The 23,851-nt window shown below is 72.5% G+C and carries 25 protein-coding genes; 15 read left to right on the top strand and 10 right to left on the bottom strand.

The features are described 5' to 3' along the window. Window position 1: 1 nt before the first annotated feature. The gene (locus tag ACIBEF_RS23915) at window positions 2-1,084 is read right to left on the bottom strand and encodes a lytic polysaccharide monooxygenase (protein WP_396795390.1); all 1,083 of its coding nucleotides are present in this window, start codon (window positions 1,082-1,084) and stop codon (window positions 2-4) included. Between the two features lie 369 nt (window positions 1,085-1,453). Here ACIBEF_RS23915 and ACIBEF_RS23910 point away from each other — a divergent pair, with 369 nt between their 5' ends. The 3 genes from ACIBEF_RS23910 (at window position 1,454) to ACIBEF_RS23900 (ending at window position 4,619) form a co-directional block, all read left to right on the top strand. Next, window positions 1,454-2,617, top strand: coding sequence for an XdhC family protein (locus tag ACIBEF_RS23910; protein ID WP_396795371.1), 1,164 nt, complete (start codon window positions 1,454-1,456; stop codon window positions 2,615-2,617). A gap of 114 nt (window positions 2,618-2,731) precedes the next feature. Further along, window positions 2,732-3,667, top strand: coding sequence for a carbohydrate kinase (locus ACIBEF_RS23905; RefSeq protein WP_396795370.1), 936 nt, complete (start codon window positions 2,732-2,734; stop codon window positions 3,665-3,667). Between the two features lie 289 nt (window positions 3,668-3,956). Continuing rightward, window positions 3,957-4,619: an RICIN domain-containing protein gene (locus ACIBEF_RS23900; RefSeq protein WP_396795369.1), complete on the top strand. Its 663-nt coding sequence runs from the start codon at window positions 3,957-3,959 to the stop codon at window positions 4,617-4,619. Window positions 4,620-4,623: 4 nt separating this feature from the next. Here the strand turns inward: ACIBEF_RS23900 and ACIBEF_RS23895 are convergent, their stop codons facing one another. Both ACIBEF_RS23895 and ACIBEF_RS23890 read right to left on the bottom strand, forming a co-directional pair. Further along, window positions 4,624-5,454, bottom strand: a complete 831-nt coding sequence (locus tag ACIBEF_RS23895; RefSeq protein WP_396795368.1) for an MBL fold metallo-hydrolase — start codon at window positions 5,452-5,454, stop codon at window positions 4,624-4,626. Further along, the gene (locus ACIBEF_RS23890) at window positions 5,451-5,855 is read right to left on the bottom strand and encodes a thioesterase family protein (protein WP_030488289.1); all 405 of its coding nucleotides are present in this window, start codon (window positions 5,853-5,855) and stop codon (window positions 5,451-5,453) included. The genes ACIBEF_RS23895 and ACIBEF_RS23890 overlap by 4 nt, the downstream gene beginning before the upstream one ends. Before the next feature lie 127 nt (window positions 5,856-5,982). Here ACIBEF_RS23890 and ACIBEF_RS23885 point away from each other — a divergent pair, with 127 nt between their 5' ends. Then, window positions 5,983-7,050: a phosphatase PAP2 family protein gene (locus tag ACIBEF_RS23885; RefSeq protein WP_396795367.1), complete on the top strand. Its 1,068-nt coding sequence runs from the start codon at window positions 5,983-5,985 to the stop codon at window positions 7,048-7,050. Between the two features lie 178 nt (window positions 7,051-7,228). Here ACIBEF_RS23885 and ACIBEF_RS23880 read toward each other — a convergent pair whose 3' ends face one another. From ACIBEF_RS23880 to ACIBEF_RS23870, 3 genes are all read right to left on the bottom strand, one after another. Continuing rightward, complete coding sequence (locus ACIBEF_RS23880) at window positions 7,229-8,746, bottom strand: PH domain-containing protein (RefSeq protein WP_396795366.1); 1,518 nt, start codon at window positions 8,744-8,746, stop codon at window positions 7,229-7,231. A 43-nt stretch (window positions 8,747-8,789) separates the two neighbouring features. After that, complete coding sequence (locus tag ACIBEF_RS23875; RefSeq protein WP_396795389.1) at window positions 8,790-9,299, bottom strand: PH domain-containing protein; 510 nt, start codon at window positions 9,297-9,299, stop codon at window positions 8,790-8,792. 266 nt (window positions 9,300-9,565) lie between these two features. Then, window positions 9,566-9,796, bottom strand: coding sequence for a hypothetical protein (locus ACIBEF_RS23870; protein ID WP_396795365.1), 231 nt, complete (start codon window positions 9,794-9,796; stop codon window positions 9,566-9,568). A 241-nt stretch (window positions 9,797-10,037) separates the two neighbouring features. On the opposite strand from ACIBEF_RS23870, the gene ACIBEF_RS23865 reads away from it, so the two are divergent. The 3 genes from ACIBEF_RS23865 to ACIBEF_RS23855 are packed head-to-tail and all read left to right on the top strand — an operon-like array spanning window position 10,038 to window position 13,062. Next, the gene (locus tag ACIBEF_RS23865) at window positions 10,038-11,135 is read left to right on the top strand and encodes an AAA family ATPase (protein WP_396795364.1); all 1,098 of its coding nucleotides are present in this window, start codon (window positions 10,038-10,040) and stop codon (window positions 11,133-11,135) included. After that, window positions 11,114-12,115, top strand: coding sequence for a DUF58 domain-containing protein (locus ACIBEF_RS23860; protein ID WP_112603426.1), 1,002 nt, complete (start codon window positions 11,114-11,116; stop codon window positions 12,113-12,115). Before ACIBEF_RS23865 ends, ACIBEF_RS23860 begins: the two co-directional genes overlap by 22 nt. Next, window positions 12,112-13,062: a VWA domain-containing protein gene (locus tag ACIBEF_RS23855; protein ID WP_238682141.1), complete on the top strand. Its 951-nt coding sequence runs from the start codon at window positions 12,112-12,114 to the stop codon at window positions 13,060-13,062. The genes ACIBEF_RS23860 and ACIBEF_RS23855 overlap by 4 nt, the downstream gene beginning before the upstream one ends. A gap of 75 nt (window positions 13,063-13,137) precedes the next feature. Here ACIBEF_RS23855 and ACIBEF_RS23850 read toward each other — a convergent pair whose 3' ends face one another. Both ACIBEF_RS23850 and ACIBEF_RS23845 read right to left on the bottom strand, forming a co-directional pair. Beyond that, complete coding sequence (locus tag ACIBEF_RS23850; protein ID WP_396795363.1) at window positions 13,138-13,293, bottom strand: hypothetical protein; 156 nt, start codon at window positions 13,291-13,293, stop codon at window positions 13,138-13,140. Between the two features lie 123 nt (window positions 13,294-13,416). Next, window positions 13,417-14,127, bottom strand: coding sequence for a hypothetical protein (locus tag ACIBEF_RS23845; RefSeq protein ID WP_396795362.1), 711 nt, complete (start codon window positions 14,125-14,127; stop codon window positions 13,417-13,419). Between the two features lie 192 nt (window positions 14,128-14,319). On the opposite strand from ACIBEF_RS23845, the gene fabG reads away from it, so the two are divergent. The 4 genes from fabG to ACIBEF_RS23825 all read left to right on the top strand — a co-directional run bounded on the left by fabG (window position 14,320) and on the right by ACIBEF_RS23825 (window position 17,744). Then, complete coding sequence (fabG, locus tag ACIBEF_RS23840; protein WP_396795361.1) at window positions 14,320-15,024, top strand: 3-oxoacyl-ACP reductase FabG; 705 nt, start codon at window positions 14,320-14,322, stop codon at window positions 15,022-15,024. 29 nt (window positions 15,025-15,053) lie between these two features. Beyond that, complete coding sequence (gene fabI / locus ACIBEF_RS23835; RefSeq protein WP_396795360.1) at window positions 15,054-15,821, top strand: enoyl-ACP reductase FabI; 768 nt, start codon at window positions 15,054-15,056, stop codon at window positions 15,819-15,821. Between the two features lie 99 nt (window positions 15,822-15,920). Next, the gene (locus ACIBEF_RS23830) at window positions 15,921-16,949 is read left to right on the top strand and encodes a ferrochelatase (protein WP_396795359.1); all 1,029 of its coding nucleotides are present in this window, start codon (window positions 15,921-15,923) and stop codon (window positions 16,947-16,949) included. Between the two features lie 15 nt (window positions 16,950-16,964). Next, complete coding sequence (locus tag ACIBEF_RS23825) at window positions 16,965-17,744, top strand: HAD-IIA family hydrolase (RefSeq protein WP_091403868.1); 780 nt, start codon at window positions 16,965-16,967, stop codon at window positions 17,742-17,744. A 46-nt stretch (window positions 17,745-17,790) separates the two neighbouring features. On the opposite strand, the gene ACIBEF_RS23820 is transcribed toward ACIBEF_RS23825, so the two are convergent. Further along, window positions 17,791-18,585 carry a hypothetical protein gene (locus ACIBEF_RS23820; RefSeq protein WP_396795358.1) on the bottom strand — a complete coding sequence of 265 codons (795 nt, stop codon included), beginning with the start codon at window positions 18,583-18,585 and terminating at the stop codon, window positions 17,791-17,793. Window positions 18,586-18,888: 303 nt separating this feature from the next. Between ACIBEF_RS23820 and ACIBEF_RS23815 the strand changes: the two genes are divergently transcribed. Next, window positions 18,889-19,701: a DUF3097 domain-containing protein gene (locus tag ACIBEF_RS23815; protein ID WP_396795357.1), complete on the top strand. Its 813-nt coding sequence runs from the start codon at window positions 18,889-18,891 to the stop codon at window positions 19,699-19,701. A gap of 36 nt (window positions 19,702-19,737) precedes the next feature. Here the strand turns inward: ACIBEF_RS23815 and ACIBEF_RS23810 are convergent, their stop codons facing one another. Continuing rightward, complete coding sequence (locus ACIBEF_RS23810) at window positions 19,738-21,039, bottom strand: serine hydrolase domain-containing protein (protein ID WP_396795356.1); 1,302 nt, start codon at window positions 21,037-21,039, stop codon at window positions 19,738-19,740. Window positions 21,040-21,160: 121 nt separating this feature from the next. On the opposite strand from ACIBEF_RS23810, the gene ACIBEF_RS23805 reads away from it, so the two are divergent. The 3 genes from ACIBEF_RS23805 (at window position 21,161) to ACIBEF_RS23795 (ending at window position 23,666) form a co-directional block, all read left to right on the top strand. Further along, window positions 21,161-21,634, top strand: coding sequence for an NfeD family protein (locus ACIBEF_RS23805; RefSeq protein WP_091403880.1), 474 nt, complete (start codon window positions 21,161-21,163; stop codon window positions 21,632-21,634). A 5-nt stretch (window positions 21,635-21,639) separates the two neighbouring features. Next, a complete protein-coding gene (locus tag ACIBEF_RS23800; RefSeq protein ID WP_238672666.1) occupies window positions 21,640-22,746 on the top strand; it encodes an SPFH domain-containing protein in 1,107 nt (368 codons plus the stop codon). Between the two features lie 152 nt (window positions 22,747-22,898). After that, the gene (locus tag ACIBEF_RS23795; RefSeq protein WP_396795355.1) at window positions 22,899-23,666 is read left to right on the top strand and encodes a hypothetical protein; all 768 of its coding nucleotides are present in this window, start codon (window positions 22,899-22,901) and stop codon (window positions 23,664-23,666) included. Window positions 23,667-23,851 lie beyond the last annotated feature (185 nt).

Here is a 23,851-nt window from a genome sequence, read left to right as displayed (position 1 = left end):
CTCAGCGGGCGGCGCAACTCACCGTGGGGACGCCGTTGGTGCCTGTGGAGCTGGCCAGGAAACCGAACGTCGCGGTCCCCGACGGCGCGATGGTGCCGTTGTAGGCCACGTTCGTCGCCGTCACGGACGAGCCGGACGACGTCTGTGTCGCGCCCCAGATCTGGCTGATCGCCTGCCCGTTGGGCCAGGTCCAGCTTGCGGTCCAGCCGGACAACGCCGAACTGCCGTTGTTCGTGATCGTGACATCGCCCTGGAAGCCACCCTGCCAGGAACCCGACACCTTGTAGCTGGCCGTGCAGGCGCCACCGGCCGGCGGCGGCGGGGTGGTGGTCGGCGGCGGGTCGGTCGGACCCGGCGTCGGCGTGGTCGGCGTGGGGGTCGGCGACGTCGTGCCACCCCGGATGCCGGTCACCTGGCCGTTGCCACCGTCGAAGACCACGTCGGAGCAGCCGAAGAAGTTCTCCTGTGAGTCCGCGCGGACCCAGCGGGAGTAGATGATGTGCTGGCCGCTCTTGCCCGAGGGCAGGTTGCCGCTGAAGTAGTAGTGCCCGTCGTTGCTGCCGACCGAGCCGCGCTGCGGCGGGTTGGTCACCGTCAGGAACGGCTCCTCCAGGTCACTCCAGGCCAGGGCCCGGGTCGGGCTCCAACTGTTCTTCGTCACGTAGAAGTAGAACGTGCCCGGGTGGTGCGCCCAGTTGCTGTACTTGAAGTCCAACCGTGCCCCGGCGGTCAGGTGGGTCAGCGGCCAGTCGGTGCGGGGCAGGTCGTAGCCGCGGAAACCGGTGGCCCCGCCGCTGCACAGTTGCCCGTCCGGGATGAAGCCGGTGGTCCGGCCGCCAGCGTCCGAGCGCAGCACGCTGAACCAGTTGTAGAGGGAGTTCGTCCCGCTCTGGGCCACGGCGGCGGAGCACGCGGGGTTGGTCGGCCTGATCTCACCGGTCGTACTGAGGCCGTCCTGCCAGCACAGGTAGGTGCGGCTGCCGGGCGTCATCGCCGCGCCGTGCGCGGCGGCCGGCTGTGGAGTGGATGCCAGGGCGACAGCGCCGAGCGCGAGGGTCATGGCCGCGGTGAGCAAGGCGGCCATACGGGAACGGTTCACAGGTTCTCCTGACTCGCGAGGGGCGCTGGCTGAGCCGCCCCGCCGCAATCGGGTGGGATGTGGCGTGATCGCCCCGCTGTCGTGAGCGGTGCGACGAGCACGGCGACGTGCCTTGGCGGAAAACAGCCAGTGGACGTGCGCCGTCGACGGTCCTGTCCTGGACCGGTGCCCTCGCGTCTAACCAACCCGGCAACCGGCGGCGCCGCAGCCCTCGCACCGCCCGGTACGCGTCATCCCACCACGCCGCGGCAACCGAGCGCAATAGTCATTCCTCGATGTATGAGAAGACCCGCCGGTGGTCGTCGGACGTCATATCCTGCGTACGGGGAGCGGGAACGGGGGAGGCGGCCGCCGGTGCCGGACGTGTTCGACGAGGTGCACCGCCGGTGCCGCAACGGCGAGGCGGTCGCGCTGGCCACCGTGGTGGCCACCTGGCACTCCGCCCCGCAGCCACCCGGCGCCGCCATGGTGGTCGCAACCGACGGCACGGTCATCGGCAGCGTCTCCGGCGGCTGCGTCGAGGCCGATCTCTACGAACGGGCCCGCCGTGTGCTGGACACCGGCCAACCCGAGCTGTGCCGTTATGGGATCAGCGACGACGACGCGTACACAGTGGGCCTGACCTGCGGCGGCATTCTCGACGTGTTCGTGGAGCGCGTCGACGCGAGCGCCCTGCCGGCGCTGGACGCGGTCGCCGCAGCCCGTAGCGGCGGCCACCCGGCGGCGATCGTCACCTGCGTGGCCGCCGACGCAGGTGACGATCCACCCGCCGACGCCCTCAGTTCACCGACCGACCCGGCCCGGCGGCTCGGTCGGCGGCTCGTGCTGACCGGCCAGCGGTCCGTCGGCTCGCTCGGTGACGACCGGCTCGACGACGCGGCCAGCGCCGACGCCCTCGGGCTGCTCGCCGCCGGGCACAGCGGCATGCTCCGCTACGGGTACCACGGGCAGCGCCGAGGCAGCGGCGTCAGCCTCTTCGTGACCGCGTACGCCACCCCACCCCGGATGATCGTCTTCGGTGCGATCGACTTCGCCGCCGCGGTGGCCCGGATCGGCGCGTTCCTCGGCTACCGGGTCACCGTCTGCGACGCCCGGCCGGTCTTCGCCACCGCGCGGCGCTTTCCCGAGGCGGACGAGGTGGTGGTGCAGTGGCCGCACCGCTACCTGCGTACCGAGTTGGCGGCCGATCGGCTCGACGAGCGGACGGTGGTGTGCGTCCTCACCCACGACCCCAGGTTCGACGTGCCGTTGCTGGAGTTGGCGCTGCGCCACCCGCTGGCGTACGTGGGCGCGATGGGCTCACGACGTACCCACGACGAGCGACACAAGCTGTTGAGCGAGGCGGGGCTCAGCCCGGCGCAGCTCGCCCGGCTCGCCTCCCCGATCGGGTTGGATCTCGGTGGTCGTACCCCCGAGGAGACCGCTGTGAGTGTGGCCGCGCAGATCGTCGCGGCCCGGTGGGGCGGCACCGGTCGCCCCCTCGCGGTACTCGACGGGCCGATCCACCGGCCGGGGTAGCGCGCCCGTCGGTGCGTGGCCTTCGGCGCCCATCGGGCCGTGCGCTGTGCCAGCCTGGTGCCACGAAGATCGGCTCGGCGATCGGCGGCCGGTGGCGACGACGAGAGGATCGGCATGGGATACGCGGTGGTGCTCGGTGAGGCGCTCGTCGACCTGCTCGACAGCGAACTCGACGGGGAGCGGGTCTATCGGCAGGCCATCGGCGGCGGGCCGCTGAACGTCGCCGTCGGGGTGGCCCGCCTCGGCGGCGCGGCACAGTTCGTCGGCTCCCTCGGTGACGACGCGCTGGGCGGTCGGATCCGCGCTTTCCTCACCGCGGCCGACGTCGGGGTGGCCGGTGCGATCACGGTCCCGGCGCCGACCACGCTCGCAGTGGTCACGTACGCCGGGCCGGAGCCGGACTTCCGTTTCTACGGCGAGCCGGCCTCCTACGCACTGCTCGGTCCCGACGATCTGGACCTGGCGTTGCTGGAGGGCGCCGACGTGCTCTACTGCGGCTCGATCGTGCTGCTCCGACCCGACACGCTCGCCGCCGCCCGCCGTGCCTGGTCGCTCGCCGCCGGCCTGCGGGTCTTCGACCCGAACGTACGTCCCCGGCTGCTGAACGGGCCGGGCGCACTGGAAGGGCTGCGCGAGGTGGTGGCCGAGTTCGCTGCCGGCGCGCACCTGGTCAAGCTGAGCGCCGCCGACGCGGTACTGCTCTATCCCGGTGAGCCGGTCGAGGGTGTCGCGGCGTACCTGCGTGAGTTGGGGGCGGCCACGGTGGTCGTGACGCTCGGCGCGGCCGGTGCGGTGCTGGCTACCGCCGACGCCGACCCGGTGCGGGTACCGGCCCCCAAGGTCAAGGCGATCGACGCCACCGGCGCGGGTGACTCGGTGATGGCCGCGCTGATCGCCGACCTGCTCGTCGACGGCGAGCCGGACAGCCCGTCGGGCTGGACCGAGCGGGTGGCCTTCGCGCTACGGGTGGCCGGCCTGGTCTGCGAATCCCCGGGCGGCGCCACCGCCATGCCCACCCGCACCGCAGTAAAAAACCGCTTCAACCCCTAACCCCACCCCCACCCCCCACCCCCACCCCCCGCCCCGCGCCCCGCCCTTCCCCCGGCGTCGATCTTGCAGTTTCTGTCGACGTTTTGTCAGCTATGCCCTGCTTTCGCCCCGCAGCAAGTGCAAGATCGCGCGTTCGGGCGAGGGCGGGAGCGTGGGGGGCGTGGGGGCGTGGGGGCGTGGGGGCGTGGGGGCGCGGGGGGCGTGTGGGGGTGTGGGAGGGTTGACCTCGGGGATTTGTGAACGTTAACGTCGATGACGCAACCGTCAGCTCTACGGTGGCAACCGGCAGGTGTGGACCGCCGACGTGCCGGGCAGCAACCACCGGTACGTCGCCCTGTTCAACAGGGACAGCAGTGCGGCGCAGGTGTCGGTGAACCTCGCCGACCTCGGGATCGGGTCGGCCGCCGTGACCGACCTGTGGTCCGGGGCGTCCCTCGGCACGGCGACCGGGACGCTCACCCGGTCGCTCCCGGCCCACGGTGCCGGGCTGTACCGGCTCGCCCCGGACACCACGGTGCCGGTGCCGAGCGCGTACACCCTCACCGCGCGGCACAGCGGCAAGCTGCTGGACGTGAGCAACAGCGCGACCACCGACGGTGCCGACGTGGTGCAGTGGGCCGCCAACGGTCAGCCCAACCAGCGGTGGCGGTTCCAGGACGCGGGTGGGGGTTACCAGACGGTGGTCAGCGCGCACAGCGGAAAGTGCCTCGACGTGTACGGCGGCGCGGGCGCCACCGCCGACGGGGTACGGGTCACCCAGTGGACCTGCAACGGCGGCACCAACCAGCAGTGGCGGGTGCAGGACCTCGGCACGGGTTACGTGCAGCTCGTCGCCCGGCACAGCGGCAAGTGCCTCGACGTGCTCAACTCCGCCACCACCGACGGTGCCCGCGCGGTGCAGTGGACGTGTGGCACCGGCACCAACCAGCAGTGGCGACGCACCTCGGTGTAGGCCGTCAGGCCGTGCCGTTCAGTTCCAGGTAGCCGCGGTGGGCGGCGACCAGGGCCGGGCGGGCCCCGAAAGGGGCCTCGGCGGCCACCCGCTCCGGCGGGGCGCTGCCGGTGTGCGCGGCCCGGATCAGCCAGGCCAGCTTCGCCAGCTCCGCGTGCTGGGCCCGGACGAAGTCGACGTCGACCGGGTCGCCGTGGCCCGGGATCACCACGGTGCGCGCGGTGGTGAGTCGCAGGAGGTCCGCGACCGCGTCCGGCCACCGCAACGGGTACGAGTCCTCGAAGGCGGGCGGGCCGCTCTGCTCCACCAGGTCCCCGGCCACCAGCACGTCGGCGTCCGGCACGTGCACCACCAGGTCGGCCTCGGTGTGCCCCCGCCCGGGGTGGCGCAGCAGCACCTGTCGACCGCCCAGGTCGAGGACCGTCTCGACGTGCACGGTGTGCGTGGGAGCGAGCAGCGGGGTGTCGGCCAGCTCGGCGGCGAGCGCCGGGTGCTCCGTGCGCACCTCCTCGTACGCCTCCCGGCGCAGCCGCTCCGGCTCCTCGCGCAGGGCGGCGGCGGCCAGTTCGTGCGCGTACACCGGGCGGGGTGGGTCGCCGGCCAGGACGGCGTTGCCGAAGCAGTGGTCGTAGTGGTGGTGGGTGTTGACGAGCGTCAGCGGACGGTCGGTGACCGCCCGGACGGCCGCGGCCAGCTCGGTGGCCTGGGCGGCCGACGAGAGCGTGTCCACCAGGAGCGCCTGGTCGTCGCCGACGACCAGTGTGACGTTGACCCGCAGCAGCGGTTCGGCCAGCACGTGCACCCGGTCGGCGACCTCGGCGAAAGCGGCGTTCACGACGCCCGCCCGGCCCGTTCGACGAAGCGTCCCCGGTCGACCAGGATCCGGTCCACCCGGCCCCGGGCCACCGTCTGGTCGCCGTCGCTGACCGTGACCTCGAACGACAGCCGGCGACCGTCGACGGTCGCCAGCAGCGCCTGCGCGCGGACCGTCCGGCCGACCACTGTCGGCGCCAGGTGCTCCAACTCGACCCGGGTGCCCACTGTCGTGGAACCGGGCGGCATCCCGGTCGCCGTCGCCGCGACGGTGGCCGCCTCGGCCAGCGCCAGCACCCGGGGGGTGCCCAGCACCGGTACGTCCCCGGAACCGACCGCCTGGGCGGTGTCCGCGTCGGTGACGGTCAACTCGACCTGGGCGGTCAGACCCGGCGCGAAGGCCGGCTCGGGCTGCTCCTGCATGGTCGTCAGCCTAGGTGCTCGCTGGACCCGTCGAGCACGCGCCCGACGATCCCGACGCGACCACCCCGGACGCCCAACGGGTGGTCCCCGTCGGTCGATGCCGTACCCGTCGTTAACCTTGACCCCGATGGCCGTCGCGACTGACCCCCAGCCCCCCGCCCGGACCGACCCGCCCGCGTCCCCGGACGGGGGTCGTCGGCGCGTCGTCGCCATGACCGTCTGGGCGGTCGCCTTCGTCGCCGCGTGGCTGGCCATCGGGCTGCCCACCGACCCGGCGTACGCCTTCGTCTGGATCTGGCTGGCGACCATCGCCTGGAACAGCGATCGGCCGTGGCGTAGCCACCTGCGCTTCGCCCGGGACTGGGTGCCGGTGGTGCTGCTGTTCGTGATCTACAACCTCTCGCGCGGGTTCGCCGACAACGGGGCCACGCCGCACGCGATGGAGTTGATCGTCGCCGACCGGTTCATGTTCGGCTGGGCCACCGGCGGTGAGGTGCCCACCGTCTGGTTGCAGCAGCACCTCTACCACCCGCAGGTGCACTGGTGGGATGTAGCGGCGAGCTGGGTGTACTTCTCCCACTTCGTGGTGGCGCTGGCCGCCGCCGCGGTGCTCTGGCTGCGCGACCGGCACCGCTGGGCCGCGTACATGCGGCGGTGGGGTTTCCTCTGCGCGGCCGGCCTGGTCACCTACTTCATCTACCCGGCGGCCCCGCCCTGGTGGGCGGCGCAGAACGGCCTGCTCACCGAGGTCGCCCGGATCTCCACCCGGGGTTGGAAGGCGTTCGGCATGCACGGCGCCGGAAACGTCCTCAACGCCGGCCAGATCGCCTCCAACCCGGTCGCCGCGATGCCGTCGCTGCACACCGCCTGGGCGTTGTTCGTGGTGCTGTTCTTCCTGACCGCCACCCGTCGTCGCTGGTGGCCGCTGCTGCTCGCGTACCCGCTGGCGATGACCTTCACCCTGGTCTACTCGGGTGAGCACTACGTGATCGACGTGCTGGTCGGCTGGGCCTACGTGGGGCTGACCTTCCTGGTGGTCGGTCTGGCGGAGCGCGGCTGGGCGGCGTGGCGTGTCCGCCACCCGAAGGCCGGAACGCAACCGCCCCCCGACTCCCCGCACAATGAGCCTGAGCCCCCAACCCCACGCGCCCCGGAAACCACCACCACCACCCCCCCGGTCCCCGCCGACCACTGACCCACCCCACCCCACCCACCCCACCCCACCCACCCCACCCCACCCACCCCACCCACCCCACTCTCGGCCCGTTGATCATGAAGTTATTGCCCTCCCGCGCGGCGTGTCGGGGTAACAACTTCATGATCACCGCGGAGAAAGGCGGGGCACGGAGGGCCGGGAGGGGTGGGGGTGGGGGTCAGGGTTGGGGGGTGGTGCGGGCCTGGTGGGCTCTTGTCGACAGGTCGGCTGCCAGGGTCCAGGCTTCGGCCAGGTCGCGGTCCTGGGCGGTGGCGCCGGAGCCGCCCGCGGTGTCCGCGTGCACGGTGGCCAACCCGAGACGGCGTTGGATGGGCCCCTGGACCACTCGCACGCTCTGGATCCGGGCGTACGGCACGATCACCAGTTGCCGGGTGAGCCGCCCCGACCGAGTGGCGAACACCCGCTCGAACAGCCCCGCGCCGAACGCGGCACGGCCCAGCGGGTGCAGCCAACGGGTCCGGCGCGGCGGCGGGCTCAGCGTGAGAGCGTCGAGGCGTACCCCGGGAAGCACCTCGGCGACGATCATCGTCGCCGTCGGCAGGTCGCCGACCGGCAGCAGCCGGTCGGGCCGGTTACGGTCGTCGGCCTCCGCGACGGAGTAACCGGCCACCTCCAGCCGCAGCCGCAGCCAGCCCTTCACCCGCCACAACAGCGGCCAGGTGGCCCGCACGGTCTGCACCCGCTCCAGCGGCACGGTCTGCGCCCGTGTCTCCAGCAGGCCGTTGTGCACCCGCAGCGTGCCGCCGTCGCGGGCCAGCCGGAAGTTCCAGTCGTCGAGGACACGGCGGATCGGTTGCAGCAGCACACCCGCCATCGCGGTCAGGGTGCTCGCCACCGCGACGAACGACCACGAACCGGCGGTGAGGAACTGCACCACGACGAAGGCCACACCGAACGGGAGCAGGAACGCCTGCGGAGTGAGCAGTTGGCTGATCAGCAGGTTCTGGTTGCTCACCGCGTGCAGTGGCCGGCCCGGTACGGCCGCCGGTGGCGCCGTCGCACCCGGCGCCACCGGGGCCGCCGCGTAGCCGGGTACGGGCTGCTGCGCCACCCGCCCGGCCAGCACCAGCAGACGTTCGCGCAGCAGGGCCGCGTCGCCCACCCCGAGGTACGCCAGTGGCGCCTCGGTCTTGCCGCCGCCGACCACCTCCAGGCGCAGCTCGGCCAGGCCGGTGAGCTGGGCGAGCAGCGGTCGGACCACCTCGACGGCCTGCAACCGTTCCAACGGGATGGCCCGGGTACGCCGCCAGAGCAGCCCCTCGTACACCCGAAGTTCCCGGCCGACGACGTGGTAGCCGGTGTTGTACCAGCTGATGACCGACAGCACTGTCGCGCCGAGCGCCAGCACCGCCACCATGGCGGCGAACCAGCCGAAGCCCACCCGCGACAGCGTCGACCAGGACAGCCCGGCGATCACCACGACCAGGGACTTGGCGCCGTGCAGCACCGGGCTGAGCGGGTGCAGTCGTTGCCGGGGTTCGCCCTCGCCGCCCACCGGTGGTGCCGGCCACGGCGCGGGAGACCCGGGCGGCACCGGCCCATCAGGTGCCGCGCCAGGCGGCACCCGTCCAGGCGGTGTCAGGCCATCAGGAGCCGGGCCAGCGGGCAGCAGCGGCCCCGGGGGTGTCGGGCCGGTGGGCGGCACGGTGCTCGGTTCGGCGGGCCCGTCGCTCATCGGAGCGGCCCTCGGTGCGGTCGGCGGCTGCCCGCCCGGGTGCTCACAGCCCCTCCGCCCGATCCTCGCCGAGCGCGGTGAGCCGATCGCGCAGCCGGGAGGCCTCCGCCGGGCGCAGCCCGGGCACCCGGGCGTCGCTCGCCGCCGCCGCCGTGTGCAGCTGCACGGTGGCCAGGTCGAAGGCGCGCTCCAACGGCCCGGCGCTCACGTCGACGAACTGCATCCGCGAGTACGGCACGATGGAGAGTCGGCGCACCAGCAGCCCGTGCCGGACCAGCAGGTCGTTCTCCCGCTCGGCGTACCCCCAGGCCCGGACCGCGCGGACGATCGCGACGGCCCGCCACGCGCCGAGCACCAGCACGACGGCCACGGCGAGCCCGAACAACCAGTGGCCGCTGAACGCCCAGGCGACCCCGGTCACCGCCAGCCCGATGGCGACCACGATCGCCAGCCGGATCAGCTCCACCCAGATCAGGTCGGTGGAGATCGGCTGCCAGTTGACAGTGTCCGGCCAGGGCTCCAGCGGACCCCGGCCACCCGGCACGGCCGTCATCAGCGCGCCGGGGTCGGGCGGCAGGAGGCCGGGAGGCGGCAGGTCGGGTGGGCGCTGGTCGGCGGCCGGTGCCGGCCGGTGACCGGGTGGCAGCGCACCCGGTGGCAGCGGGGCGGGCGTCGAGACATCCGGCGCGGTGGGCTCCGGGCCGAGGGTGCCGGGTGCGGGGAACGCGCCGGGCGGCGGGTCGACGCCGGGTGGTGCGGTGGCCGGGGTGGGCGGCCAGGACGGGGAGGTGGGGCCGGGGGAAGCCGGAGGGTCGCCGCTCACACGTCGAGCGTAGGCGATCCGGGCACCGGAGTGACGGCACGCAGGAAGCCTCGAGCGTCGAGGAAGTCGCCGAGGCTGCCCCGGTGCCCGGCGCAGGCCAACCAGGTCTTGCGCCGATCGGCGTCGTGCAGGCGGGGATTGTTCCACTCCAGCGCCCAGATGGCGACGGACCGGCAGCCCCGGGCCGAACAGATCAGGGCCTCGTCGGCGGGGGAGGGGGTGCTCATCCCGGCCAGTCTAGGGCGGCGGGACGGAGAGCTTGAGCGCCGGGCGACCACGGGGGGAGCCGCCCGGCGACGGGGTGAATCGTACACGCGGCAGGCCGGTATGTGCACACCCGAGATGTGTGATTCGGCTGCCGGGGACGGCGCGCCCAAAATCGGCTTCTCCCCACCTCGACACTCAGCAAGGCGTGCGAGTCTTGATACCGCACGAGCCGCGACGACCGACAAACGCTGTGGAGGACCGGTGGCCCAGCCGACCATGCCCGACGCCCCGACGCCGAACGGAGCGGCACCTGCCCCGGTGACCACACCAGCGCAGGACGCCACCCTGCTGGAGAAGGGCCTGTTCGAGATCAAACGTGTGATCGTCGGGCAGGACCGGATGGTGGAGCGGATGTTCGTCGCGCTGCTCGCCCGAGGTCACTGCCTGCTCGAAGGCGTCCCCGGGGTGGCCAAGACCCTGGCGGTGGAGACCCTTGCCAAGGTCGTCGGTGGGTCTTTCGCCCGGGTCCAGTTCACCCCGGATCTGGTGCCCGCCGACATCATGGGCACCCGGATCTACCGGCAGTCGAGCGAGAAGTTCGACGTCGAGTTGGGGCCGGTCTTCGTCAATTTCCTGCTCGCTGACGAGATCAACCGTGCGCCGGCGAAGGTGCAGTCCGCGCTGCTGGAGGTGATGAGCGAGCGGCAGGTGTCCATCGGTGGGGAGAGCCACCGGGTTCCCGACCCGTTCCTGGTGATGGCCACCCAGAACCCGATCGAGCAGGAGGGCGTCTACCCGCTCCCGGAGGCGCAGCGGGACCGGTTCCTCATGAAGATCGTGGTGGGCTACCCGACCGACGCGGAGGAACGGGAGATCGTCTACCGGATGGGTGTGGCCGCGCCCGAGCCGACCGTGGTGTTCGACACCCCGGAGCTGATCGCCCTGCAACGTAAGGCGGACCAGGTCTTCGTCCACAATGCCCTGGTCGACTACGCGGTCCGGTTGGTGCTGGCCACCCGGGCCCCGGCCGAGCACGGCATGCCCGACGTCGCGCAACTGATCCAGTACGGGGCCAGCCCGCGTGCCTCGCTGGGTCTGGTCCGGGCCACCCGTGCCCTGGCGTTGCTGCGCGGGCGTGACTACGCGCTGCCGCAGGACGTTCAGGACATCGCGCCGGACATCCTGCGGCACCGGTTGGTGCTCAGCTACGACGCGCTCGCCGACGACGTACCCGCCGACCACATCGTGCAGCGGGTGATGTCGACGATCCCGCTTCCGGCGGTCGCTCCCCGGCAGCAGGCCACCCTGCCGTCGATCGCGCCGCCGCCGGGCGCTGGCTGGCCCGGGCAGCGCCCGTGACCTCACCCACCCCTCGTCCGGCCCCCCTGGCCGACCGTAGCGAAGCCGTGCTGTCCCGGCTTCAGCTGCTCGTCACCCGCAAGCTCGACGGTCTGCTCCAGGGCGACTACGCCGGCCTGCTGCCCGGACCGGGCAGTGAGGCGGGTGAGTCCCGGGAGTACCGCCCCGGCGACGACGTACGCCGGATGGACTGGCCGGTCACGGCCCGGACCACCACACCGCACGTGCGGCGTACGGTGGCCGACCGGGAACTGGAGACCTGGCTCGCGCTGGACCTCTCCGCCAGCCTGGACTTCGGGACCGGGCAGTGGCTCAAACGGGAGGTGGTGGTGGCCGCCGCGGCTGCCATCACCCACCTGACCGTGCGCGGAGGTAACCGCATCGGCGCCGTGATCGGCACCGGTGGCGGGGTGTCCGCCCCGGCCCGACGCTGGCGGGGCGGACCACCGCCGGCCGGGCCCGGGGTGCTCACCCGGCTGCCGGCCCGTTCCGGGCGCAAGGAGGCGCAGGGCCTGCTGCGTGCCGTCGCCGGCACCGCCATCCAGCCGGGCCGTGGTGACCTGGGTGCCCTGATCGAGATGCTCAACCGTCCGCCCCGCCGTCGCGGGGTGGCCGTGGTGGTCTCGGACTTCCTCGCGCCGGCCGAGCAGTGGGCGCGGCCGATGCGCAAGCTGCGCGTCCGCCACGACGTGCTGGCGATCGAGGTGGTCGACCCGCGTGAGCTGGAGTTGCCCGACGTTGGCGTGTTGCCGGTGGTCGACCCGGAGAGCGGCGAGCTGCACGAGGTGCAGACCGCCGACCCGCGGCTGCGGCAGCGCTACGCCGAGGCCGCCACCGCCCAACGGGCCACGATCGCCGCCGCCTTGCGCGGCGCCGGCGCGGCCCACCTGCGTCTGCGTACCGACCGAGACTGGCTGCTGGACATGGTGCGATTCGTGGCCGCGCAGCGGCACGCGCGTACCCGGGGGACGACACGATGATCCGTTTTCTGCAACCGTGGTGGCTGCTGGCCGTGCTGCCGGTCTTCGCCCTCGCCGCGTTCTACGTCTGGCGGCAGTTGCACCGCCGGGCGTACGCGATGCGGTTCACCAATGTGGACCTGCTGCGTACCGTCGCGCCGAAGGGCCTGGGCTGGCGTCGGCACGTCCCGGCGACCGCCTTCCTGCTCTGCCTGCTGGTGCTGGCCACCGCGCTGGCCCGTCCCGCTGTGGACACCAAGGAGCCGCTGGAGCGGGCCACGGTGATGCTCGCCATCGACGTGTCGTTGTCGATGCAGGCCGACGACGTGGCGCCGAACCGGCTGGAGGCGGCCCAGGAAGCGGCCAAGCAGTTCGTCAGTGAGCTGCCGGAGAGCTACAACCTGGGCCTCGTGTCGTTCGCCAAGGCGGCCAACGTGCTGGTGCCGCCGGGCAAGGACCGGGACGCGGTGACCAGCGCCATCGACGGGCTGGTGCTGGCCGAGGCGACCGCGACCGGTGAGGCGGTGTTCACCTGCCTGGAGGCGATCCGGTCGGTGCCGGCCGACGGCGCGGCGGGTATTCCGCCGGCCCGGATCGTGCTGCTCTCCGACGGTTTCCGGACCTCCGGTCGGGCGGTGGAGGAGGCGGCGGCGGCCGCGCAGGCCGCTAACGTTCCGGTCTCCACCATCGCCTTCGGCACCGACACCGGCCAGGTCGACATCGGCGGGCAGTTGCAGCGGGTGCCGGTGGACCGGATGGCCCTCGCCGAGCTGGCCGAGACCACCGAGGGTTACTTCTACGAGGCGGCCTCGGTGAGCGAGTTGAAGCAGGTCTATCAGGACATGGGCAGCTCGATCGGGTTCCGCACCGAGCCGCGTGAGGTGACCCAGTGGTACGCCGGGGTGGCGTTGCTGCTGGCGCTCTGCGCGGGCGCGTTCAGTCTGCTGTGGTCGTCCCGGATGCTGTGAACGGCTGCGCCGGCGGCGGTCGACGATCGCCGCCGGCACCAGCACCAGGCAGCGCGAGCTGCCGGCCCGGAACGGTCAGTGACCGCCACCGGCGAGCACGAAGACGATGGCCACCCAGACGGCGGCGAGGGTGAAGCCCAGCGGGGCGACGTAGCGGCTCATGACGGCTCCGGGTGGCGGCTGGACGGTCCGCGTGCGGGGGCGGACCGCAGGGGGTGGGGACGCGCACACGAAGTCGTGACCGGGCGGCTCCCGGCGACCGCCCGAGGATCGGGCGGTGCGGCACACTCACCTCGGCAGTTGCCGACGTGGTGGGGAGCGGAGCGGGGTCAGCTCACCAGACTGAGTCGTGGCTCAGCGGGACTGACCATCGGCCCGGCCACGACTGGGAGGATCGCTATCTCGCACAGCGATCACCTCCTGCAAGTCGGGCGGGCCGGAACGTCGATGATCGTACACCTGCGGTGCCGACGGGACGCACTCGGCCGACCGGTCGGCAGCCCCTCCACCGCCCGGTTGGCGACGCCACCCGCCACCAGCGCGTACGCCTCGCTGAAACGGCCTCGGCTGACCCGCCCGCACCACGGTGAGCAGCACCACGGCGAGCAACGGCAGCCAGCAGCAGCGCGCCAGCACCCACCCCGGGCTGTCCGGGGCGGTGTGCAGGCCGGGCAGGGCCAGCCCGCCGCGGGCGGTGAGCGCGGTCACCGCCACCAGTACCGGCTGGTGCCACAGGTAGATCCGGACGGCGGACCGGTTCACCTCGGTCACCGCCCGGCCCGGCAGCGGTCGGGTCAGCAGCCGGTGCAGTGCCGGCCGGGCGAGCAGCCCCAGCCCGACCTGGGTCACCGCCAACGCCACGGCCAGCAACGACGGCGGGTTCAGGTTGGACACCCCGGCTCCGGGTACGCCGACCGCGCTCACCGGGTAGCCCAGCGCCACCAGCGCCGCCAGCGCGACCGCCCCACCGGCCGCCAACGTGCCGCCCGCCCGCCGGCCGTCCAGCCGCCCGTCGGCGTGTGCGGTCGTTCGGGCCGGGCGTCCGGGCCGAGCACTGTCTGCCACAGGGCCCGCAGGGCCACCGCGATCGGATGCCGGTTCACCACCGGGAGGCTACGGGCCGACGCCGTCACGAGGCGTGCCACCAGGGGTTGATCCCGGTGTCGTACCCCAGTGTGACGCGACTCCCGTTAGCGCTTACCTGCCGGTAACGCCTAGGCTCCGACGCGTCCGTGCTGACCATCGCAAGGGGGAACAGTGGCTCGCACCGTGCTGGTGACCGGGGGTAACCGGGGGATCGGCCTGGCCATCGCGCAGGCCTTCGCCAAGCAGGGCGACCGGGTGGCGGTCACCCACCGCAGCGGCGAGGCGCCTGAAGGGCTGTTCGGCGTTCGCGCCGACGTCACCGACGCCGCCTCGATCGACGCCGCTTTCGCCGCCGTCGAGGCCGAGCTGGGGCCGGTCGAGGTGCTGGTCGCCAACGCCGGCATGACCGCCGACACGCTGCTGCTGCGGATGACCGAGGAGCAGTTCACCGACGTGGTGGACACCAACCTCACCGGCGCGTTCCGGGTCGCGAAGCGGGCCTCCGGCAAGATGCTCCGCGCCAAGTGGGGTCGCATGATCTTCATCTCCTCGGTGGTCGGCCTCGCCGGCGGCGCCGGGCAGGTCAATTACGCCGCCAGCAAGGCCGGCCTCGTCGGCGTCGCCCGCTCGATCACCCGGGAGCTGAGCAGCCGCAACATCACCGCGAACGTGGTGGCGCCCGGCTTCATCGACACCGACATGACCGCCGGCCTCACCGACGACCGCAAAGCGGAGATCCTCAAGTCCATCCCGGCAGGCCGCATGGCCAGCCCGGACGAGGTCGCCGACGTGGTCACCTGGCTGGCGTCCGACAGCGCCGGGTACGTCTCCGGCGCCGTCATCCCGGTCGACGGCGGCCTCGGCATGGGCCACTAACCCTTTGACTACTACGGAGGAAATCAGCGATGTCCGGACTGCTCGCCGGTAAGCGGCTGCTCGTCACCGGTGTCATCACCGACGCCTCGATCGCCTTCTCGGTGGCGAAGCTCGCTCAGGAAAACGGCGCGCAGGTCGTCCTCACCGGCTTCGGCCGGATGTCCCTGGTCGAGCGGATCGCCAAGCGGCTGCCCGAGCCCGCGCCGGTCATCGAGGTGGACGTCACCAACACCGAACACCTGGCCAGCCTCGCCGACCGGGTCCGCGAGCACGTCGACGGCCTCGACGGTGTCGTGCACTCGATCGGCTTCGCCCCGCAGAGCTGCCTGGGCGGCGGCTTCCTCGACGCGCCCTGGGAGGACGTGGCGACCGCCCTGCACGTCTCCACCTTCTCGTACAAGTCCCTCGCCATGGCGGCGCTGCCGCTGATGTCGCCCGGCAGCGCGGTGGTCGGCCTGACCTTCGACGCGACGAAGGCGTGGCCGGTCTACGACTGGATGGGCGTGGCCAAGGCCGGCCTGGAGTCCGCCTCCCGCTACCTGGCGCTGCACCTGGGCAAGCAGGGCATCCGCAGCAACCTGGTAGCCGCCGGGCCGCTGCGTACCATCGCCGCGAAGTCGATCCCCGGCTTCGACCAGTTCGAGGGCGCCTGGGTCGAGCGTGCCCCGCTGGGCTGGGACCTCAACGACCAGGAGCCCGCCGCGAAGGCCTGCCTGGCGCTGCTCTCCGACTGGTTCCCGGCCACCACCGGCGAGATCGTCCACGTCGACGGCGGCTACCACGCCATCGGTTCCTGACGCTCCCCGCGACGCCCCCTGGTCGCCGTCCGCGTGATCCACGCGTCCGGACCAGGGGGCGTCGCCGGGGCGTTCCGGCCGAGGGGCAAGAATGACCCCATGTCGTACGACGCGGTGGTGCTGGTGTCCTTCGGCGGGCCCGAGCGGCCCGAGGACGTGATGCCGTTCCTGCAGAACGTGACCCGGGGCCGGGGTGTGCCTCCTGAGCGGCTGGCCGAGGTCGCCGAGCACTACCAGCACTTCGGTGGGGTGTCCCCGATCAACCAGCAGTGCCGGGACCTCCTGGCCGCCGTCCGCGCCGACTTCGCCGCGCACGGTGTCGACCTGCCCATCTACTGGGGCAACCGCAACTGGGACCCGATGCTCGCCGACACCGTGACCCGGATGCGCGACGACGGGGTCACCCGGGCGTTGGCCTTCGTCACCAGCGCGTACGGCGGCTACTCCTCCTGCCGGCAGTACCAGGAGGACATCGCCGCCGCGCGTGCCGCCGTCGGCTCGGATGCCCCGGTGATCGAGAAGCTGCGTCAGTTCTGGGACCATCCCGGCTTCGTCGAGCCGCACGTCGACGCGGTCCGGGCGGCGTTGAGCCAGCTCGACCCGGCGTTGCGGGACACCACCCGGCTGGTCTTCACCGCCCACTCCATCCCCAACTCGATGGCGGCCAACGCCGGCCCGCACGGCGGCCGGTACGAGGCGCAGCTGCACGAGACCGCCCGGCTCGTCGCCGCGGCCGCCGCCCCCGACCTGGCGTACGACCTGGTCTGGCAGAGCCGCTCCGGCCCGCCGCAGGTTCCGTGGCTGGAACCGGACATCAACGACCACCTGGCCGCCCTCGCGCAGGGCGGCACCACCGGTGTGGTGGTCAGCCCGATCGGGTTCGTCTCCGATCACCTGGAGGTCGTGTGGGACCTGGACACCGAAGCGCTGGAGACGGCGAAGCAGCTCGGCCTGGACTTCGTCCGGGCCGGTACGCCGGGCACCGACCCGCGTTTCGTGACCATGGTGCGTGAGCTGGTCACCGAGCGGACCGACCCGGACGGCGCGCAGCTGCGCCGCCGCCTGGGCCAGCTGCCCATGTGGGACACCTGCCCCACCGTCTGTTGCGTGCCGACCCGTCGCCCCTGACCTCTGAGGATCATCATGCATGACCGTAAGCCCGTGCAGAGTTGGCTGACCGACATGGACGGCGTGCTGGTGCACGAGGGCCAGCCGGTGCCCGGCGCGCCGGAGTTCATCAACCGGATGCGCGCCTCCGGCAAGCCGTTCCTGGTGCTGACCAACAACTCGATCTACACCCCGCGGGACCTGACGGCCCGGCTCAGCCGGATGGGGCTGGACGTGCCGGAGGAGTCGATCTGGTCCTCCGCCCTGGCCACCGGCCAGTTCCTCGCCGACCAGCGCCCGGGTGGCACCGCGTACGTCATCGGTGAGGCCGGGCTGACCACGGCCCTGCACGCCGTGGGCTACGTGCTGACCGACTTCGCCCCCGACTACGTGGTGCTCGGCGAGACCCGCACCTACAGCTTCGAGGCGATCACCAAGGCCGTCCGCCTGATCAACGACGGCGCCCGGTTCATCTGCACCAACCCCGACGTGACCGGCCCGTCCGTGGAGGGCGCGCTACCCGCCGCCGGCTCGGTCGCCGCCATGATCTCCAAGGCGACCGGGGTCGAGCCGTACTTCGTCGGCAAGCCCAACCCGATGATGATGCGCTCGGCGCTCAACACCATCAACGCCCACTCGGAGAGCACCGCGATGATCGGTGACCGGATGGACACCGACATCCTGTGCGGCCTGGAGGCGGGGCTGGAGACCATCCTGGTGCTCACCGGGATCAGCAGCCGCACCGAGGCGGAGCGTTACCCGTACCGCCCGTCGCGGATCATCAACTCGGTCGCGGACCTGCTCGACGAGATCTGACCTGCCCCGGTCGCCCCTCGCCGCCGCTGTCTCGTGCCAGCGTCGGTCAGGGGCGCAGGGGGGCGTTGCAGGCGGCCACCAGCGCCTGCCGGCAGGCTGCGGTCAGGGGGCGGAGTGCCGCGTCCCGTTGCTGCGCCTCGTAGTTGTTGATGGCGCCGCCCGGGGCGGCGTGCCCGGCCAACGCCAGCACCCGGTCGAGCACCGCGGCCCGGGCGAAGAGCCGGCGGGCTCGCGGGTCGAAGCCCGGGGGGAGATCGGTGGTGCCGTCCGGGCGGCGGAGCGCGGCCAGCGCGCCAGCCAGCTCGGGCCGCCACTGGGCGACGTCGAGGCGGGTCAGCACGGCTGTCGTCTCGGCCAGCGCGGCGGCCAACTCGGCCTCCGCCTCGGCGGCGCCAGGCAACGAGAGTGACGCGGCGGGGGCGTTGGCCGGCAGCGGGTAGACCCGCCAGAGCACGGTCTCGAAACAGTCTCCCGAGCCGGAGGTGTGCAGCCGCACCTGGGGGATCAACCCCAGCTCGCCGGCGACCACCGCCTCACCCGTGACCAGCGCCGCACCGGCGAAGTCGCCGGGGCCGGGCAGACCCCTCGGGTCGCCCGGCGCGGGCAGCACCAGGCGGATCTCGTCCGGGGAGAGCTTGGCCAGGGTGGGCAGCGCGGCACCCAGCGGAACGTCGGTCCAGGTGCCCGGGGCGTCCGCAACGAGGTGTTCCTCGTCGCCGGCGATGGCGTCGGCGACCTCGTCGAAGGGCACCAACCCGGCGCGCCACGCGCGCACCCAGGCAACGAACCGGCTGGACCGGCGTGGCGCGAGTGTGACCGCGCCCGTTGCGGGGGTGGACATGCCGAAAGGGTACGTGGTCACGACCGGCCCTGTCTCGGCTGCCGCTCCGGTCGCCCGGCCTGCCCCCAACTGCCCTGTTCGCCCCGATCCCCGTTCCGGCCCGCCCCTGTCTCCGCGCCCCGGGTCGCGTCGATCATGCAGCGGTGGTGGGTGACAGGCACCTGTTGTGACCGTTTCGTGGAGCACCACAACTGCATGATCGACAGCGGTGGGTGGCGGCTGACGTGGAGGCGTTGGGGGTCGGGTGGGCGGGGCGGTGTGTCGGGGGTGGGGTGGGAGCGGGCTGGGTCTAGCGTGATCGACATGGCGGGGCGATACGGCGAGGACGTGTTGGCGGGCGACTGGCGACGGCGCAAGATCACCCCCGAGGTGGACGCCGAACCGGATCTCGTGGTCGAGGATGCCGACTCCGGGTTCTGTGGAGCGGTGGTGGGCTTCGAGGCCGGCGCGGTGGTGTTGGAGGACCGGCACGGTAGACGGCGCAACTTCCCGCTGCTGCCGGCGGCGTTCCTGCTCGACGGCCGCCCGGTGACGCTGCGCCGCCCGACCCGGGCGACGGTGCCGACGGCCCGCCGCCGGACCGCGTCCGGCTCGGTCGCCGTGGATAACGTGCAGGCCCAGGTGGCGAAGGCCAGCCGGATCTGGGTGGAGGGCATCCACGACGCCGCGCTGGTCGAGCGGATCTGGGGTGACGACCTACGGATCGAGGGCGTGGTGGTCGAGCCGTTGGACGGCATCGACGCCCTCGACGCCGAGGTACGCGACTTCGGCCCCGGCCCGACCCGACGGCTCGGCGTGCTCGTCGACCACCTGGTGCCGGGCAGCAAGGAGAGCCGGATCGTCGCCCGGGTGAACTCGCCGCACGTGCTGGTGACCGGGCATCCCTACGTGGACGTGTGGCAGGCGGTCAAGCCTGCCGCGTTGGGCATCGCGGCCTGGCCGGTGGTGCCGCCGGGGCGGCCGTGGAAGGAGGGGGTCTGCGCGGCCCTCGGGGTGGCCGAGCCGGCCGACATGTGGCGGCACATCCTGTCCCGGGTGAACAGCTTCGCCGACGTGGAGACCCCCCTGATCAACGCCATGGAACGGCTCATCGACTTCGTCACCGAGCCGGCCTGACCGCCCGACTCCCGACTCCCGGCGGCCGGCGGCCGGTCAGGGAACCTCGTCCGGGCTGCGCGTGAAGACGAACGTGGCGATGTCGACCGCCAGTGCCCGTCCGTTGTCGTCGCGCAGCACCGACAGGATTTCGCCGTTCTCCGGGCCGGAACGTCCCCGCCAGCGGTCCGTCCCCTCGGCGGTGAACCGGCTCACCCGCTCACCGCGTACGTGGGCCACCAGGTCACCCGCGTCCCAGCTCAGGTCCAGCGAGGTGCCCATCCACCACCAGCGACCGGTCAGCTCGGCCGACCCCGCATCGGGGGCGGCGGTGGCCGGTCGCCACGGCTGCGGGAGCACCGGCTCGGCGTCCAGCACCATGGTCAGCAGTTGACGGCCGAGCCCGGTGATCGGGAAGCCGTACGAGTTGGCGAAGCCGACCACGGCGGTGCGGCTGGGTCGGTGCACCATGAGGGCGGCCACGTACCCGGGCATCGAGCCGCCATGCCCGACGTACACCCGCTCGCCGTCGCGGTAGAGCTCCAGGCCCAGGCCGTGCCCGCCGGTCCAGGAGTCGAGGTCGCTGATCACCACGGGGGCGCACATCTCGGTCAGCGTCTCGGCGGCCAGCACCGACGGGTCGGGGTCGGCCAGGAACGCGGCCCAGCGGCCGAGGTCCTCGATCGTCGACCAGAGCTGTCCGGCGGGGGCCATGGCGCCGGTGTCGGTACGGGGTTCCTCGCGCAGGGTGCCGTGCCAGGGATGGACGACGTAGCCGGGGGCGTACGGCTCGGTGGCCGCGTAGGTGGTGCGGCGCAGGCCCAGCGGGGTGAGGATCCGTTCGTCGAGCAGGTCGGCCCAGGGTTTCCCGGTGAGCCGTTCGAGCAACCCGCCGAGCAACCCGTACGCCAGGTTGGAGTAGTGGTACGCGCGGTGCGGCGGGTAAGCGATCTTGCCGGCGTCGACCTCGGCGAGCAGGGTGGTGAGATCGACGCCCGCCGCCCGCTCCCACCAGTCGCCCTCGGGTTCGCGTTGCATGCCGCTGGCATGGCCGAGCAGTTGGCGCACCGTGAGCGCGCCCACACCGGTGCCGGGCAGGTGCTGCTCCAGCCGGTCGTCCAGAGCCAGTCGGCCGGCGTCGCGCACCTGCATGATCAGGGTGGCGGTCATCGTCTTGCTGATCGAGCCCACCCGGTACTGCAGGTCGACGTCCGGGCGGGGGTGTTCGCCGGCGACGGCCACATGCGCCAGCGTGCCGTCGCGGACCACGCCCAGCACCAGCGACGGGGTGTGACCGTCGGCCTGTGCCTGGGCGACCCGGGTGTCGATCTGTCGGGCGGTCTCGGGTAGCAGGGTCAACGGGATCTCCTCGGGTCGGGCCGCCGATTCGTGGTGTTTTGACGGGCCGGAAAAGGGTCCCGCCGAGCCTACTGATCTTCGCGGGGAGGCCGCGCGTGCATTTGCGTGTCACGATCGGGGGGTGGACGCCGTGGTGTGGATCGTTTTGGGTGTGCTGCTGGCCGTCGCCGAGATCTTCACGACGACGCTATTTCTGATCATGTTCGGGGCCGGCGCGTTCGCTGCCGCCGGCGCGGCCGCCCTGGGCGCGCCGGTCGCCGTGCAGGCGCTGGTCTTCGCTGTGGTGTCGGCCTTGAGCCTGGTGGTGGTCCGACCGGTCATCCGGCGGCACAGCCGCTCCGCGCTGGAGAGTGGCGAGCAGCCGTTCGGCGTGGAGGCGATCGAGGGCTCCACGGCGTTGGTGCTGGAACGGGTGGACGCCGAGCAGGGTCTCGTCAAGATCGACGGTGAGTTGTGGAGCGCCCGGTCGTACGACACGACACAGGTCTACGACCCCGGTCAACGGGTTCGGGTGATAAAGGTCCGGGGCGCTACCGCCCTGGTGTGGCAGGACGATGTTTCTTCCGCCGGCGAGCTGCCGGAATCGAGAGGGTGAACGGGATGACCTTAATCGGGGTGGTGGTGATCGCGGTGGCGTTGATCGCCGTGATAACGCTGGCCAAGGCGGTGCGGATCGTGCCGCAGCAACGCCAGGACGTGGTGGAACGGCTCGGCAAGTACAAGCGCACCCTCAGCCCCGGCCTCAACCTGCTGGTGCCGTTCATCGACGCGGTCCGTACCAAGGTCGACATGCGGGAGCAGGTGGTCAGCTTCCCGCCGCAGCCGGTGATCACCTCGGACAACCTGGTGGTCTCGATCGACACGGTTCTCTACTTCAAGGTGGTCGACTCGGTTCGGGCGACCTACGAGATTTCCAGCTTCCTTCAGGCCATCGAGCAGTTGACCGTCACCACGCTGCGTAACGTGATCGGTTCGCTCGATCTGGAGCGGGCGCTCACCAGCCGGGACGAGATCAACAGGCACCTCTCGGGTGTGCTGGACGAGACCACCGGCCGCTGGGGCATCAAGGTGACCCGGGTCGAGATCAAGGCGATCGAGCCGCCGGCCAGCATCCGCGACTCGATGGAGAAGCAGATGCGCGCCGAGCGGGACCGCCGTGCGGCGATCCTGACCGCCGAGGGGCACAAGCAGTCGGTGATCCTCACCGCCGAGGGTGACAAGCAGTCGGCGGTGCTGCGGGCCGACGGTGACCGGCAGGCCCGCATCCTGCAGGCCGAGGGTCAGGCGAAGGCGATCCGTACGGTCTTCGACGCGATCCACCAGGCCAACCCGAGCCAGAAGGTGCTGGCCTACCAGTACCTCCAGGCTCTTCCGCAGATCGCTCAGGGCAGCGCCAACAAGGTCTGGATCGTCCCGGCCGAGCTGACCAAGGCCCTGGAGGGCATGGGTGGCGCGCTCGGTGGGCTGAGCCAGATGGTGGGGGATCTGCCCGCGCCGGAGGCCGCGGACCAGGCGAGCCAGGTCGAGCGAGAGGCCGCGGAGGCGGCGCAGGCGGCGGCGGACGCCGCCCAGCAGATCCACGACGAGGTACGCGTCGCCGAGGCGCAGGCCACCGGCGGCAAGGGGCGGCAGGGGCTGCCCGCACCGGAGCCGGTGTCGCCGACCAGCCTCGTCGAGGACCCGGCCGACCAGCGCGAGCGCGGCTGATCCGGTACGCCGGCCGCCCGGTCGGCTAAATACGAGAAAGACTCATGGGGCGCTCCGACGCCTGCCACGATCGGTCCTAGGACGGGTGGTGACCAGGCAATCGGGGCGCCCCGGCGCGTCGGTGCACCGCTCGACGACGAGCGAGGTGACGCATGAAGGATCCGGCGAAGCGGATGTGGTCCTCGGCCCCGGTGCCCGGCGCGCACGACCCGGTCGCCCCGCTGGGCTCCCGACGCAACGGTGGCGGGTTCGGCGTACTGCCCTTCGTCGGCGAGCCGACCCCGGGCGCCCCCGCCACGAACGCCAGTTGGGCCTGGTCGGTGCGCCGGTTCGCACGGGCGGCGGTCTGGCTGCTGCCCGCGTACGCCATCCTCTACGGCGCGGTGGCGATGGCCAGCGACGGAGGGGTGGGCAACGACCCCTATCCGGCCGACGGCCGGGCGGTCTACCTGATCGGCTGGGTGGCCGCGGTCTGGCTCGGCCTGCTCGCGCTGCTGGCCCTCACCGGGCTGCTGGCCGCGACCCGCAGCCGCCGGGTGGCCGCCGCCGGGTTGCTGGTCAGCATCGCCGGCACCGTGCTGATGCTGCCGTTCGCCGGGTTCGAGGAGCAGACGCCGGTCTTCGGCGCCACCGCGCGGTCGCTGGTCCTGCTCGGCGCGACGTTCTACAGCGCGGGCTGGTTCCTCACCGGGTGGGCGGTGGCCCGCTCGGGCACCTTCAGCCTCGGCGACGGCGTCATGCTGATCATCGCCGCGCCGCTGCTCGGCCTCGGCGGTGCCCTGATCGGCTCGTTGCAGACCTTCGGCGCGATCTTCGTGCTGATCGCCGGCATCGGCATCGGCTACCGCTCCGGTCGCCTGATGCCCCGCGAAACCGCCAGAGACGCCGCCTCCGCCAGCCTGAGCACCCCAAACCCCTAACCCCCCGCTGCCCCCGGGTCCCGCCTCCCGCCCGCCGCCTCCCGCCTCCCGCCTCCCGCCTCCCGCCCGTTGATCATGAAGTTGTTGCGCTCGCCCTCGGCGTGTCCTGGCAATAACTTCATGGTCAACGAGAGTCGGCCGCCCGGCCCGCGCCCGCGCCCGGCCCTCGGCCCTTCTCGGTGATC

It is taken from the genome of Micromonospora sp. NPDC050795, assembly GCF_044456785.1.
GTDB lineage: Bacteria > Actinomycetota > Actinomycetes > Mycobacteriales > Micromonosporaceae > Micromonospora.
Note: the sequence above shows the minus strand (reverse complement) of the source record. Positions and strands in the feature narration are given on the sequence as shown.